The organism is Salipaludibacillus daqingensis (assembly GCF_029891575.1).
In the GTDB taxonomy this organism is placed as follows: domain Bacteria; phylum Bacillota; class Bacilli; order Bacillales; family Salisediminibacteriaceae; genus Salipaludibacillus; species Salipaludibacillus daqingensis.
In genome coordinates, this window is record NZ_JARZHF010000006.1 from 166,388 (window position 1) to 182,145 (window position 15,758).

A 15,758-nucleotide genomic window follows, 5' to 3' on the forward strand; every position below is an offset into this window, starting at 1 on the left:
TTATCAATGGAGGAAGCTCGGCTTTTCTGTGGGTTAGTTCTTTATTTAGAACGACCTTAGGCGCAATCGGTTGCCATTGGTGAAGTGTGAGGTCGGGTTTAATGCCTGTTTTATAAATGATTAGAACGTTCCATATTCTCTATTACCTTCATGTAAAAACGTTAAACCATGATTCGACAAAAAGTGCGTGTTATGGTTTAGCGTTTTTAACTTCAACTACTTTAAAAGCTTTAATTCAAACGCAACAATATGGAATGGCTTTTGTGGATTGTACACGACGTTAGATTAGAAAGGGGAAGATATTCGGTGAGTTATAAATGGAGGTTAAGTTTATTAATAACCGTGGATTCATTAATTGTCTTATTATCGATTTATTTTAGCTACTGGTTGTTAATACCGACACAACAAATTGTTCCGATGGCTCTGTTAGTCAGTTCAGGAGCATTATTTTTCATTCATCATCTATATGCTCATTTGTTTAAGTTATATAAGAAAGTATGGTCGTATGCTAGTATCCAAGAATTGAGTGCGATCTTTGTTGCGGTCTCGTTGTCAATTGGAACATTGGGGATTATTCAATTAATTGGATTTCAGATGCTTTATTCACGAACGTTACTTGTGACGTGGATGTTACATATCTTGTTGATTGGCGCTTCGCGCTTTTCGTGGCGATTGTATCGTGATCGAAAGCTGAAACCACAGCAAGAGCAATTACGAACGTTAATTATTGGTGCTGGAAACGGCGGAACGATGGTAGCTAGACAGCTGCTAAACAGTGAAAAGTCGGAATTGTATCCGGTGGCGTTTATTGACGATGATCCAGCGAAGCAACATTTAGAGATTATGAGTATTCCTGTATTAGGACGAATGAAAGCTATTCAATCTGTTGTCGAAGATAAAAAAATTGAACATATTATTATTGCGATCCCATCGTTAGGAAAGCAAAACCTCAATGAAATTTTCACACAATGTTCGGAGTCGAAAGTGCGGACGCAAATCATGCCTTCTGTGGAAGACATTATGTCAGGGAAAGTATCTGTAAATGAAATGCGCGACGTACAAGTGGAAGATTTATTAGGTCGAGAGCCGGTAGATTTAGATACAGCGAAAATTGGTGAAAAACTAACTGGGAGAACGATTCTTGTTACTGGTGCTGGTGGATCGATCGGTTCGGAAGTGTGTCGTCAAATTGTAAAGTTTAAACCGAAGAAGCTAGTGCTACTAGGACACGGGGAAAACAGCATTTATGAAATTGAAATGGAATTGAGACCACGATATAAAGAGATTGAAATTGTGACGGAAATTGCCGATGTGCAAGATCAATACCGAATGCTTGCGGTTATGAAAAAACACCAGCCGAGAGTGATTTACCATGCAGCAGCACATAAACATGTTCCGTTAATGGAACGAAACCCTCACGAAGCGATTAAAAATAACGTGATCGGGACAAAAAATGTTGCGGAAGCAGCTCATGAAGCGGGTGTTTATGCGTTTGTAATGGTATCAACGGATAAAGCAGTGAACCCAACGAGCGTCATGGGAGCAACAAAACGAATTGCGGAAATGATCGTGCAGCATATGAATATGATTAGTGAAACAAAATTCGTTGCCGTTCGGTTTGGGAATGTATTAGGCAGTCGCGGAAGTGTGATTCCTCTATTCAAGAAGCAAATTGAAGCGGGTGGACCGGTAACGGTAACTGATCCCGAGATGACGCGTTATTTCATGACGATTCCGGAAGCATCCCGACTTGTATTGCAGGCAGGTTCTATAGCTGAAGGTGGCGAAACGTTTGTCCTTGATATGGGAGAGCCTGTTAAAATCGTTGATCTTGCGAAGAACTTGATTCGTTTGAGTGGGTACAAACCAGATGAGATCGAGATTCGCTATTCTGGCATGCGTCCGGGGGAGAAGTTGTTTGAAGAGTTATTAGGAGAAGACGAAGTACACAAAGAGCAAATCTACCCGATGATTTATCGAGGGAAAACCCCTCCGGTGAATGTAAATGTGATTTATGAACTGGTGGAAGATTTTCATTATATGACAAGAGAAGAAGTAAGGGAAAGGGTGCTGGATATTGCTTGGTTTAGGGTGGAGCAGTTGCGGCATTTGAGTGTGGTTAAATAGGGCAGTGATTAGTTGGTTAGGGGTTAGTTGTTAAAGAGTGCATTGGACCTTCGGTCTTGCTAACCACTAAATGAATTAGAATAAATGTTAGTATTCTCCGAGAAAGGGCGTTATAAGATTGTCAACTCAGAGTATAACGAATAAGAAAATATTCCTATCATCACCACATATGAGTGATGAGGGTTATGAAATGGAATACGTTAAAGAAGCCTTTGAAACGAACTGGATTGCTCCATTAGGTAAGAACGTCAATGAATTTGAAAAAGAATTGGCAATTAAAGTGGGAAGCAAGCATGCTGCAGCATTAAGTTCTGGTACCGCAGCGATCCATTTAGCACTAAAAGCGATTGGTGTTGGTGAAGGAGATATTGTCTTTTGCCCAACTTTAACGTTTTCTGCAACGGCGAATCCTATTATTTATCAAAATGCTAAACCAGTTTTCATAGATAGTAATGAAGAAACGTGGAATATGTGTCCTAGAGCATTAGAAGAAGCTTTCGAGAAGTATCCGAACGTTAAAGCGGTTATCGTTGTTCATCTATATGGTTTATCGGCAAATATGGATGAGATTATGAGGGTTTGTCGTCATTACAACGTGAAAGTAATTGAAGATGCAGCTGAATCACTTGGTGGTTACTATAAAGGAACTCATACAGGTACGTTTGGTGACTATGGAGTCTTTTCTTTTAATGGAAACAAAATTATTACGACTTCTGGTGGTGGTATGCTTGTTTCAAAAAATGAAGAAAGAATTGAGAAAGCTCGCTTTTGGGCAACTCAATCAAGAGACCAAGCTCGTCACTACGAGCATAGTGAATTGGGGTATAACTACCGAATGAGCAATGTGTCTGCTGGCATTGGAAGAGGGCAACTAAAAGTGTTAGAGGAAAGAGTCGCCAAGAAGAAGTATATATTTGATCATTATAAGCGTGAGCTTGGATCATTAGAAGGTGTATCGTTTATGCCAGTTAACGACTGGGATGAACCGAACTATTGGTTGAGTAGTATGACCCTTCACGGCAAGGTGAAACCAATTGAAGTGATGAAAGCTCTCGAACTAGAAAACATTGAGGCTAGACCAATTTGGAAACCAATGCATTTACAACCGTACTTTGAAAAATACGATTATGTTGGAACGAATGTAGCGGAGAGGTTGTTTGAATATGGTGTTTGTTTGCCGAGTGATACGAAGATGACGGATGAGGAACTAGAACGAACAGTAAAGACTATTAAAAAGCTGTGGTGAATAATATGAAACCGAAAAAAACAGGTATTTATCAAAATTTTATAAAGAGACCAATGGATTTTGTTTTGTCATTGGCAGCGGTCGTTTTTTTTAGTCCATTACTATTGACAGTGGGGTTACTAGTTAGAACTAAGCTAGGAAGTCCTATATTGTTTAAACAAAAAAGACCAGGTCTGAATGAGAAGATTTTTATGATGTATAAATTTAGAACGATGACTGATGAAAAAGATGAGAGCGGAGAGTTATTACCTGACAGTGTCAGACTTACGAAATTCGGTAAGCTTTTGAGGTCGAGCTCTTTGGATGAATTGCCAGGGCTTTTTAATATTCTTAAGGGAGATATGTCAATCGTAGGGCCACGTCCGTTATTAATAGAGTACTTGCCCCGTTATAGTAATCATCAACAACGTCGACATGAGGTTAGACCTGGTTTATCAGGGTTAGCACAGATTAGTGGTAGAAATGCTATCAGTTGGGAAGATAAATTTAATCTCGATGTTAATTATGTTGATAATGTAACCTTTTTAGGTGATTGGAAGATTATTTTTCTTACATTAAAAAAAGTGTTTGTTAGAGAAGGTATTAACTCAGAGACTGCAGCGACAATGGAACCTTTCAAAGGAAATTAAAGAAAGAAGGGTATTTCGATGAAAAAAAACTTAGTTATTATTGGTGCAAGTGGTCATGGGAAAGTGGTAGCTGATATCGCAATAAAAATGGAACAATGGGAGAGTATCTTTTTCCTAGATGATAATACAAATATTAAATCGTCAATTGGGTTAAAGGTTATTGGAAAAGTAGACGATTATCGAAAGTATATCGATGATTGTGAGATATTTGTAGCAATTGGACATAACAAAATAAGACAAGTTATTCAAGAAGAGATTGAGGAAGCTGGAGCTACTATACCAGTGCTGATTCATCCAAGTGCAATCATTGGAACAGATGTGGTGCTTCATTCAGGAACGACGGTTATGGCTGGAGCAGTTATAAACTGTAGTACTAAAATCGGAAAAAGTTGCATCATCAATACTGGGGCTACTGTCGATCATGATAATGTGATTGAGGATTATGTACATGTATCGCCTGGGGTTAATATAGCAGGTAATGTGAAAATTGGTAAAGGTACGTGGGTAGGAATTGGAAGTGTAGTTAGTAATAACTTAAACATCACTAAAGAATGTACAGTTGGTGCAGGGGCTGTGGTGGTTAGAGATATTGATGAACCTGGAATTTATATAGGGGCACCTGTAAAAAAAATAGGTTCCATGAAAATAAATGCTTAAGTGAGTAGAAGATAACACTTGTAACAAGATAGAGTTTTTTTGGGTTTATAATACATGTTTGAACTTATATAGGAGCTTGTGTGAGGATGGGATAGAGGATGAAAAAAAATATTTGGATTTGGAATCATTATGCAACTAATATGTTTAAAGATCAAGCAGGGAGGCATTATTCTTTTGCAGAGAATCTAATTAAAGAAGGTTATAATCCTACTGTATTTTGTGCCTCAACAGATCATTTTTCAAATGAAAATATTGATACCAATGGTAAAAAATATGTTTCAGATAAGGTTAATGGTATTCCATTTGTTTTTGTTAGGACTCCAGATTATAAGGGGAGTGGAAAGAAAAGAATTAAAAATATGCTAACATTTTATAAAAATATTTTCCCTGTAGCGAAGGAATATGCTGTAATTCATGGGAAGCCGGATGTAATTATTGCCTCCAGTGTTCATCCACTTACTTTGGTAGCCGGAATAAAATTAGCGAAAAAATTTGATATACCTTGTATCTGTGAAGTAAGAGATTTATGGCCTGAAAGTATAGTAGCATATGGTGCTTTAAAACGAAGTAGTATTATAGCTAAATTGTTATATCAAGGTGAAAAATGGATTTATAAAAAAGCAGACTCTATCATCATGACATGGGAAGGTGGTAAAGATTATATTATTAACCAAGGATGGGACAATCAAATTGATTTAGCAAAGGTCAGTCACATCAGCAATGGAGTAGTTATTGATACATTTGATAGAAACAGTGAAGTCTACCAGATCTTTGATGCAGATTTACAAAATAAAGATTATAAGAATGTTGTTTATGCGGGTTCTATTAGAAAAGTTAATAATATTGGATTGTTATTAGACGCAGCAAAATTAATACAGGATAAAGGGGAGACATGTATACGATTTTTAATATATGGTTCTGGCGATGAAAGTGTAATGCTTAAGAAACGGTGCGAAGACGAAGGGATCGTTAATGTTATATTCAAGGGACAAGTTGAAAAGAAATATGTGCCTTCAATTCTTAAAAAAGCTTACATAAATATATTGCATAATTCGAGTACTTCTCTTGATAGATACGGTCAAAGTCAGAACAAATTTTTTGAGTATTTGGCTGCCGGAAGATGTATTGTTCAAACATATTCAACAGGCTATAGTATTTGCGAGCGTTCAAATTGTGGAATTAGTGCTCCTGTACAAAATGCTGAAGAGATTGCTAAGGCAGTCCTAGATGCTTGCAGTGACGACGATCAAAATCAATTGATGGGTGAAAATGCTCGAGAAGTGGCAAGTGAATTTGATTTTGAAAAGTTAACATTAAAACAGATTGGTGTTATTGAAAGTGTATAAATGAGGAGAGAAATTAACTTATGAATCTATATCGCAATATAACTAATAAAGAAGAAACAATTTCTGTAATAGGTCTTGGATATGTAGGATTGCCACTAGCTGTTGAATTTGCAAAGAAGTTTGAGGTTGTAGGTTATGATACTAACGATAAAAAGTTGGACAAGTATCTAAATGGGATTGATGTAACTAATGAAGTAGGAGATGAAGCAGTTAAAAATACGACTCTACAATTTACAAATGAAGAAAGCAAATTAAGAGATTGTAAGTTTCATATTGTTGCAGTTCCTACTCCGATTAATAGTGATAAGACCCCAGACTTAACACCTATAATTGGAGCAAGTAAAACAGTAGGAAGAAATCTTACTAAAGGGGCTATAGTAGTTTTTGAATCAACTGTTTACCCTGGCACAACAGAAGAGATTTGCATACCTATTTTAGAAAATGAATCTGGTTTAAAATTTGGTATTGATTTTAAAGTGGGTTATTCACCAGAAAGAATAAATCCAGGTGATAAAATTAATACATTGACGAAAATAACTAAAGTAGTTTCTGGATCAGATCAGGACTCTCTAGAAATTATTTCGAACGTATATGAATCTATTATAGAAGCTGGAGTTCATAGAGCTGAATCAATAAAAGTGGCAGAAGCTTCAAAGGTTATTGAAAACTCACAAAGAGATATTAATATTGCTTTTATGAATGAACTTTCTATGGTTTTTAACAAAATGGATATTGATACAAAAGCAGTATTAGAAGCAGCTGGTTCTAAGTGGAACTTCCTTAAGTTTACACCTGGATTAGTAGGTGGTCATTGTATAGGTGTTGATCCATATTATTTTACGTATAAAGCTGAACAATTAGGCTATCACTCGCAAATTATTCTTGCAGGAAGAAAAATTAATGATGATATGGGTAAATATGTTGCTAATAACATAATAAAACAATTAATTAAAGCTGACCAGCCAGTTAAAGGCGCTAAAATAGCTATATTAGGAATTACCTTTAAAGAAGATTGTGAGGATGTTAGAAATACAAAAGTAATCGATATAATTAATGAACTTGAAGAGTTTGGTGTAGATGTATTAGTTCATGACCCATTAGCTAATAAAGAAGAAGTATGGGAAGAATATAGAATAAACTTAGTAGACAAAGATACCCTAGATAATCTTAATGGAATAGTTTTAGCGGTTGCTCATAAAGAATTTAAAGATAGTTATGATGTGGACTTCTACAAAAAATTGTATGTTGATAAAAATAAAGTTCTAATTGATTTAAAAAGTGTATTAAATAAAAAAGAATACGAAGAAAGTGGTTTTATGTATTGGAGTTTATAAAATAAAACCGAAGTGAAGATAGTATGGAATTATTACAAATTGTTTTTTTGTATAATATCAATAATCCTTAATAAATTGTAAACTTATAAAAAATACTATTGGAGATTGAAAAATGAGAATTTTATATTTATGTACTTTTTATCATAGAGCTATGATTTTTCGTAATTCTATGAATCGACTTAAACAATTAGGTCATGAAGTCAAAGCTTTTAACGCTGTAGTGAAGAATTCAAAAGTGGATGAAAAATACAAAAGTATAATGGATGATGCGGTTATTCATAAAGAGTGTTTTAATAAATGGGATCGTTTTTTCTATTACACTAAACAAAGAAAAATATATAAATCAATCACATCATCTTGTAGTGTTGACGACTATGATTTAATTCATTCTCACACGCTATTAAATGGTGGATATGTAGCTTACCTTATTAAAAAATACTTTGGAGTTCCTTATATAGTTTCTGTGAGAAATACGGATATTAATATTTTCCTTAAAATCCCTATATTTGTAAGTATAGCAAATAAGATAGCTAGTAATGCGTCCGGGGTACATTTTCTGTCAGTGCCCTATAAAGAAAAATTTATTAATAAATATGTTAAAAATAGTTATAAAGAAAGCATTAACAATAAGAGTGTTGTCATTAGCAATGGATTAGAAGAATTTTGGTTAACTAATAAAGCAGAAGTAAAGTCTCTTAGTAACAAAAAAGAAATTAGAATTTTATGTGTTGGCAAAATAGACAAAAATAAAAATTTAAAAACATCTATTAAAGCTATTAATTTATTAATTTCTAAGGGGTATAATGTAAAATTCACTATCGTTGGACAAGTAATCGATAAAAAGGTTCTTAAGGATATTCAAAAAGAAAATTTTGTAAATATTATTCATTATTTATCCAAAGAAGAACTTATTAATGTATATAGAGAAAATGATATATATGTTATGCCCTCCATTTTTGAATCATTTGGGCGTGTTTATGCTGAAGCATTAACTCAAGGATTGCCAGTAATTTATTCGCAAGGCCAAGGATTTGATGGTATCTTTGAAGACGGATGTGTTGGTTATGCAGTGCCAAGCTATAATTCTGAATATATATCGGAGAGTATATTAAAGATTTTAGACAATTATAAACTTATATCAACTAGATGTATTAATAACTCAAGTGAGTTCGATTGGGTAAGAATTGCAGAAAAATTAAATAATTTTTATCAAGATTCATTAGAGAGAGAGAGGGAATAACTTGAAAGTAGCCTTAATGACATTTCATAATGCCTTAAACTATGGAGCGGCATTACAAGTGTATGCTTCTCAACAAGCAATAAATAAATTAGGTGTTGATTGTGAAATAATAAATTATGTGAATCAGTATAGGCAGGATGCTTATAGTATGAGTAATCATGTGAAAGAAAAACTAAAAAAGAAAGAATTTAAATCTGCCTTAAAGTATTGTGTAGGTAGCCTTTTTATGAATAAAAGACGTATTAAGTTTGAGAGATTTTATAAAGAAAAACTTTTAATTACAGAGAAATCTTATACCTCAAGTAGTGAACTTGAAGAAATTAATGGGAAATATAACAAGTTTATTGTAGGTAGTGATCAAGTGTGGAATCATAGTAATAATGGGAAGGATTTTGCTTTTTTTCTGGATTTTGTTAAGGACTATAATAAAAAGATTGCTTATTCATCAAGCTTTGGTTTGGCTACCATACCTGAAGAATTAAAAGGTAAATATACTACAAATCTAAGTCAGATAAAACACATTTCAACGAGAGAAAGTTATGGTGTTAAGTTAATTAGAGATTTAACGCGGCGAGATGCTGAACTTGTTTTAGATCCAGTATTTTTATTAGATAAAAAACATTGGGAATCTTTAATTGAAAAGAAAAGAATAAAGGAAAAAATAATATTTTGTTACACTAATAGGCCATCTCAATTTGAGGACTTCATTTCGCAAACTGGATTTTCAATAGATGGATATAAAATTCATAAACTGACAAGCCAACTAAAAATTAAGGACTTTCTAGACACTAATGTAAAAGTTGCTTACTCAATTTCACCAATAAAATTTATTGAAACAATTGCCAAATCGGAGTTAGTCGTATCAGCATCGTTTCATTGTATTTCAATGGCGATTATTTTAAATGTTCCTTTTGTCGCTGTATTGACAGGAGACAAGGGGAAGGACGAGAGAGTTCTAAATATTTTAAGAATTACAGGCCTTGAAGATCGTATTTTAAATGAAAGAATGACAATTAACGACATAAATAAACCAATTAATTTTCATGATGTAGAAGAATGTATTGATGAATATAGAAAAAAATCAATAGATTATTTAAAAAATGCAATTCATAGTTAGTATATAGCATCAAGGTTTTAATTAGTATTCATTGAACATATTCACACATATCTGTTTTGAGAAAGTATATTGATAAAGTTAAATCTCATAAAAATTAATTTATTTTAAAGGATGTTGTTAATGCAATGAAAATTTTATCAAATGAGAGTTTGAAAAACTATACTACTGTTAAAATTGGCGGTTATGCTGAAAAACTCTATTTTCCAGAGAGCATTGAAGAGTTAAGTGATTTAATAAATCAATTATCTGAAGAGGATTATTATATTATAAGTGGCGGTTCAAATATACTAATCAATGATAAAAAAACCTATAAAAATGTTGTTTCATTAATCAAAATGGATAATAGTGTAATGGAATTAGGAGATGGAAAGTTTTATGTTGGGGCCTCAGTTAAATTACAAAAATTAATCAACATAATAAATAAAAAGGGTTTTGGAGGAATAGAATATTTATTTTCAGTTCCTGCGTTAGTCGGAGGTTCGGTAGCAATGAATGCCGGAAGAGGAAAGGTTCATGGCCTTTCAATTAGCGATTATATAGAAGAGGTTCGTGTATTAGATAAAGGTGTAATTAAAGTATTAAGTAAAGAAGAATGTAATTTTAAATATAGAGATTCAATTTTTAAAAAAAATAATAATAAATTAATAGTTTTAGGAGTAACGTTTACCTTTGATAAAGGATATCCTGAAGAATTGAAGAAAATTCGACAAGAGCGGATTAATATTAGTCAAAGCAATCAAGATGCTAGTGGATATAATTTTGGTTCTGTTTTTCGTAAACATAATCGTGTAATAATGCAAGTAATAAGAATAACTCATCCTGGATATAAGACTGGTATGTCATTTTCTAAAAAGTCTTCTAATTGGCTAATTAATCAAGGTGAAGGTACATACTCTCAAGCAATTAGCCTGATTACTAGAGTTGAAAAGCTGCATAAAGTGATAGGACAAAAGATTATTCGAGAGGTAATAATTTGGAAGTGAAAATTAATAGAACCTATTAATTATGTCTAATTAGGTAATCTACATGCTTTAATTCTGTAAGGGAGCTTATTATGCCTTGGAAAAATAGAGATTTGAAAATTAGTAAAATGACAATTATAACTATTCTAGGAATAAGTTTGTATAGGATAGTTTTAGATATTGTTTATTTTAATGCAGTGTCACCAATATTTGGATATACTGGGTTTCTTTCTACGTTTAGTTATGAAAAATACATTTTATCATGGATTATTTTAATAATTTTTATCCCTTTGTTTACAGCACTAAACAATAAAAAGTCTTTATCCAGTATTATTATAATTTTATTATTTTTATTGTCCTATTTACCATTTACCACTATGGTAGCATTCCATCCATTTTCATCGTTATTTATTGTAAGCCATATTATTTATTGGTTAGTATTTTTTATTTTTTACAAATTAATACCTACAATAAAATTTAAAACATTAAAAAATGATAAATTATCGAATTTTGTAATAAACATTATTATTTTTGTTTTTGTTGCTGTAGTTATATATATATCTATTCGTTATACCAGTTTTAGAATCACTTTTGATTTACTTAATGTTTATGATTCTAGAATGGATGCTAGAAGCTTTAATCTTCCAACTATGATTTCTTATATTTATGCAGCTGCTAAAGCTGTAAATCCTGTATTAATTGTATATTACATGGCTAGAAAACAAAAACTACAAGCAGGAATTGTTACATTTATCCAATTATTAAGTTTTTCTATAAACGGATCTAAGACAGTATTTTTTACAACAGTTTTAGCAATTTTATTGTATTTAATTTTTCAAAATAAGCATAAAATAATTTTGCCACTTATATTTTTTTCTATTAATCTTATTGCTTTACTAGAAGTATATATACTTAATAGCTTTTTAATTGTTGCTTTCGTAATTAGACGAGTATTATTTGTTCCAAATTTACTGAACAGTTACTATTTTGATTTTTTTAGTAGTAATTCTCCAGATTACTTCAGACAAAGTTTCTTAAGACATATAGGGTTTGAATCTCCTTACATTTCTATCGACAGTCTTATTGCTATAAAGTATTTTAATAAACCTGAAATGGCTGCTAATAATGGTTTATTTAGTGATGCTATTGCAAACTTTGGTTTTTTGGGCGTTCTTATAATGCCTCTGTTAATTGTATTTGCACTAAAGATTTTAGATGCATGTACAGAAGGATTAGATATAAAAATATTAATAATCTCAGGTATAACACTAGCATTTATATTTGTTAGCTCATTTTTCTTTACTGTTCTTTTAACGCATGGCTTTATAGCTTTATGTTTCATATTATATTTATTACCACGAAAATGAAAATAATTTTACCTCAAATAGGGATAAATGAATAACTATATGATTATCTGAATATAATACTAGAATTTCACTCTTTTAAAACATGCTATGCCTAATGAGCTTAAAAAATCTTTCGAAGAGCTTTGGAGGAGTTGAGATCCAGTATTTGGAGTGATATACGACGAGTGCGGCTTTCAGCGATCCGTTTTTGTTCTTAATCTTCTTGCTTAGGTGTAAAACGCGCTTTAGAGCACTTAATCGAATAGTACGTTTTTAACCTGTATCTTAATTTCTTGAGTCAAGTAGATATTATCGACTAAGATACCCTTTGAGGAAACGCTGTTTCGCTCCACATAATTTTCGACAAACTTAGCATGTCGTGTCCTATGTTATTAGTACCACCTTCAAGGTAATCGAGAAATGACCATCCGTTGACAGTACTAACGGATTCTTTGCACCAAACGCTACTTTTTGAAAGCTATAAAGTTCCTAAATACCAAAGATTCTTGTAATGATTAGCACCCTCCTTAAAGGCAAGTTTTCAAAATACTTCATATTTTTTCTGCGTAGTTTAGTTGCTTCTTGATACCTTTTCAAAGCTTTCATTTGGGGTTTTCTTCTATTTGGAAAGGAAGAGATTATTTTAATGGGCTTTTTCTCGGCACGTTCTAAATTTATCTTGGGACCCCAAAATAGGCCAAGCAGTTTATGATAGGGTGGGGAATCTGTTTAAACGTTCCAATGTTTATTTTACCTTGTCCAAAGCGTGTCTGATAAAGTTGGCTTAGACTCTCTAAATGAGATCCTTCAGTTGTTTTTGGCGTTCCTATACTTTGCATCAAGAGGTAGACAGAAATCTTCTTCAGGTAATAAAATTTGGATTTTTGAATGGTTGTAAATGGTTTAGCCCTCCATTTGCAAAGGCTTTAGGTATTTTTCTGACTTTTTATTTGTATCTAACTTCGACAAAAAGAGTAATAAAATACTAGTAACAATTGAATTTTTTAGTTATCTAGAAGTATCTAAATTTGAAGGGAGTAGGACTTATGTTAAGTAAATGTGTGAGATACACATTGAGAAAGATACTTCGTATTCGCAAATATGAAACAATTTCAGCGAATATAAGAAGAAGGAAAACACAGTTCGCTAAGAAAATTTATAAAAAACCAATATCAAGATCACAAATATATTCTGTATTAAAAGAACTAGGAATAAAAGAAGGAGATAATCTTCTAGTGCATGCATCTTGGAGAGATTTGTACAATTTTCAAGGCGAGCCAGACGAGTTGATAGAAGTCTTAAGACAAATATTAGGAGGAGAGGGCACCTTACTAATGCCGTCTTACGGACCGACAAGAAGTTATTTAGATGTAGAATGTACACCTTCTAGTGCTGGTGTATTATCCGAGATTTTTCGATTACAACCAAATACAGTGCGAAGTGCTTGTACTCATTTTTCTATAAGTGCTAGCGGCAAGAATGCAGTTGAGTTGACAAAGGAACATATTAATAGTGAGTATGGATTTGATCATAATTCGCCTTATTATTTGTTATCTAAATTTGATAATAGCAAAGTTTTATTTATTGGTTTAGGAAAAGAACCGACCCAAATATCATTATTTCACTGTGCTGGATATTTATTAAAAGAAAAGAATCCTGCTCTTGCAAATCTTTTGTCCTATAAATACAGGTCAACTTTAATTAAGGATAAAATTCAATATGAAAAAGAGATGGTAATAAGAAAACCAGGACATAAAAACAATAATAAAGTATTTAAGAAAATATTAAACAGTATTAATAATAGAAAGCATGTACGTAATTCAAATGTTGATTTTGTGTTAATAGATGCTAAAGAAGGTTTAAATAATGCGATAGAATATGCAAATAAAGGTATATATTGTTACAAAGGAATTAAATGAAATTATTATTTGAGCATACTTTAAAGATATGAGGAAACGACTGAGGTGTCATCCAAATACTCAACCTAAAGCTTTCAAAAGCCTTTCAGGAGTTTCCTTTTTTATTCATGTTCTCATTCAAAAAGTGGAAATTGAGTATTTTATTTTAGAGGTAAGATGAAAAAATCATCTCAATTTTTGATTTAGATAAATTGATTTGATAAATTACCAAAACAGAAAAGGAGCATCCTATTTTAGCGAAGAAGGACCAAGAGAAACAACTATCAAGGTGAAATACGTTTTCCAATTCTCATGTTTAATAGTGTTTTCGATTCCTGCTTTAAATACATTTAATTAATATTTATGAAGTGTTTAAAGTTAATGGAAGTGAGGTATGTTAGTGAAGAAATTATATATTAAAAAAATAAGAAAAATCTCAGGAGACATGTTAGTAAATATATTTGCTACAATTATTCCTGTATTGGTTTTACAATTTGCCTTATTGCCAATTGTAGCAGGTAGATATGATGATGCCAACTATGGTTTAGCTTTAGTACTAATAAGCTTAATTACTATCTCAGCTCAATCATTTAGCGTTTCATTAGGAAATTCTCGTTTACTATTAAATGATACGTATGTAAAATTAAACAAGGTTGGAGACTTTAATGTTCTATTAATTGCATATTGTATTATTAATATTATTTTATTATCGATAGGAACTTATTTATATGAAGGTTTTCTGAACCCTTTAAATGTTGGATTAATAGTCTCTATATCAATATTTCAACTTGTAAGAAGGTACTTGCTAGTATCATTTAGATTGAAAATTTATTTTAAAGGGATTCTGTATAGTAATATCATTCTAGTTATTGGCTATATGGTTGGGATGATTCTATTTTTACTTACAGATTTATGGCAACTAATATATTTAACAGGCGAATTAATAAGTTTAATTTATGTGATGATTAAAACAAAATTACTTCGTGAGCCATTTGAAATTACACAATTATTCAAAAGAACTACTAAGCATAGCCTTGTAATATTAATAGCAGCTTTACTAGGTACAGCCAATACACAAATTGACAAATTGATTTTATTTCCTATCCTAGGTGCAAAAATGGTTGCAGTTTACCACATTTCGACTTTATTTGGTAAAACTCTTTCTATGGGAGTCGCACCAATAAATAATGTATTATTAACATATTTATCTAAAATGAATCATTTTAAGATAGGATATTTTAAAATGTTGTTATTTACTGCAAGTATATTGGGGGTATTAAGCTATTATTTTGTAATTTTAGTCAGTGAGCCTATTTTAACTTTTCTATATCCATCCTATGCTCAAGAAGCTTTGGAATTAATTTATATTACTACTTCAACGGCTATAATCACAATGGTTAGCACAGTAATTAACCCTGTAATTATGAAATTTTGTAATATAACGTGGCAGATATGGTTAAATATTATAAATATTGTTACATTCGTAACGATGGCTTTTTTTCTAGTTCAAATAAATGGTATTTTAGGCTTTTGTTATGCAGCACTTATTGCTTCCATTATAAAGCTTATAATTATGATTGCCGTATACTATAAAAAAGCTAAAACCCCTGCCGTAACAGAAAGAGCCGTCATTTAGACCTGGTGCCTGTCACTACGCGGGTTTTGTAGATATATGTTTAAAGAATTGGAGATTGGGAGTTTGTGAGGAGCTTCTTAGTAGTGGTCGTTGAAAGTTGAGGATGGGCTGTCTGAGTGGTTGTAAGTTCTCATCCTCTTTTTCGCTTTTGCGTTATATTAGAGATCGTGTCTCCATTGTTGCGAGAAGAGATGGATGCAATGGGCTGTTCTGTACATTT

General features: G+C 32.2%; 12 protein-coding genes. All 12 read left to right on the forward strand.

Annotated elements, in window-relative coordinates:
• The first annotated feature begins 306 nt into the window (after nucleotides 1-306).
• The 12 genes from QDN89_RS13140 (at nucleotide 307) to QDN89_RS13195 (ending at nucleotide 15,538) form a co-directional block, all read left to right on the forward strand.
• A complete protein-coding gene (locus QDN89_RS13140; protein WP_280770605.1) occupies nucleotides 307-2,127 on the forward strand; it encodes a polysaccharide biosynthesis protein in 1,821 nt (606 codons plus the stop codon).
• Between the two features lie 190 nt (nucleotides 2,128-2,317).
• Nucleotides 2,318-3,373, forward strand: a complete 1,056-nt coding sequence (locus QDN89_RS13145; protein ID WP_280770606.1) for a DegT/DnrJ/EryC1/StrS family aminotransferase — start codon at nucleotides 2,318-2,320, stop codon at nucleotides 3,371-3,373.
• A 5-nt stretch (nucleotides 3,374-3,378) separates the two neighbouring features.
• On the forward strand, nucleotides 3,379-4,002 hold the full coding sequence (locus QDN89_RS13150; protein WP_280770607.1) for a sugar transferase: 624 nt from the start codon (nucleotides 3,379-3,381) through the stop codon (nucleotides 4,000-4,002).
• An 18-nt stretch (nucleotides 4,003-4,020) separates the two neighbouring features.
• Nucleotides 4,021-4,659: an acetyltransferase gene (locus QDN89_RS13155; protein WP_280770608.1), complete on the forward strand. Its 639-nt coding sequence runs from the start codon at nucleotides 4,021-4,023 to the stop codon at nucleotides 4,657-4,659.
• A 98-nt stretch (nucleotides 4,660-4,757) separates the two neighbouring features.
• Nucleotides 4,758-6,005, forward strand: a complete 1,248-nt coding sequence (locus QDN89_RS13160) for a glycosyltransferase family 4 protein (RefSeq protein WP_280770609.1) — start codon at nucleotides 4,758-4,760, stop codon at nucleotides 6,003-6,005.
• A gap of 20 nt (nucleotides 6,006-6,025) precedes the next feature.
• The gene (locus tag QDN89_RS13165; protein ID WP_280770610.1) at nucleotides 6,026-7,339 is read left to right on the forward strand and encodes a nucleotide sugar dehydrogenase; all 1,314 of its coding nucleotides are present in this window, start codon (nucleotides 6,026-6,028) and stop codon (nucleotides 7,337-7,339) included.
• 112 nt (nucleotides 7,340-7,451) lie between these two features.
• Nucleotides 7,452-8,579, forward strand: a complete 1,128-nt coding sequence (locus QDN89_RS13170) for a glycosyltransferase family 4 protein (protein ID WP_280770611.1) — start codon at nucleotides 7,452-7,454, stop codon at nucleotides 8,577-8,579.
• A 1-nt stretch (nucleotide 8,580) separates the two neighbouring features.
• The gene (locus QDN89_RS13175) at nucleotides 8,581-9,696 is read left to right on the forward strand and encodes a polysaccharide pyruvyl transferase family protein (protein WP_280770612.1); all 1,116 of its coding nucleotides are present in this window, start codon (nucleotides 8,581-8,583) and stop codon (nucleotides 9,694-9,696) included.
• Between the two features lie 125 nt (nucleotides 9,697-9,821).
• The gene (locus tag QDN89_RS13180) at nucleotides 9,822-10,679 is read left to right on the forward strand and encodes a UDP-N-acetylmuramate dehydrogenase (protein WP_280770613.1); all 858 of its coding nucleotides are present in this window, start codon (nucleotides 9,822-9,824) and stop codon (nucleotides 10,677-10,679) included.
• Nucleotides 10,680-10,750: 71 nt separating this feature from the next.
• The gene (locus QDN89_RS13185) at nucleotides 10,751-12,025 is read left to right on the forward strand and encodes an O-antigen polymerase (protein WP_280770614.1); all 1,275 of its coding nucleotides are present in this window, start codon (nucleotides 10,751-10,753) and stop codon (nucleotides 12,023-12,025) included.
• Nucleotides 12,026-13,050: 1,025 nt separating this feature from the next.
• A complete protein-coding gene (locus QDN89_RS13190; protein ID WP_280770615.1) occupies nucleotides 13,051-13,923 on the forward strand; it encodes an AAC(3) family N-acetyltransferase in 873 nt (290 codons plus the stop codon).
• A 379-nt stretch (nucleotides 13,924-14,302) separates the two neighbouring features.
• Nucleotides 14,303-15,538, forward strand: coding sequence for a lipopolysaccharide biosynthesis protein (locus tag QDN89_RS13195; RefSeq protein ID WP_280770616.1), 1,236 nt, complete (start codon nucleotides 14,303-14,305; stop codon nucleotides 15,536-15,538).
• Nucleotides 15,539-15,758: the final 220 nt, after the last annotated feature.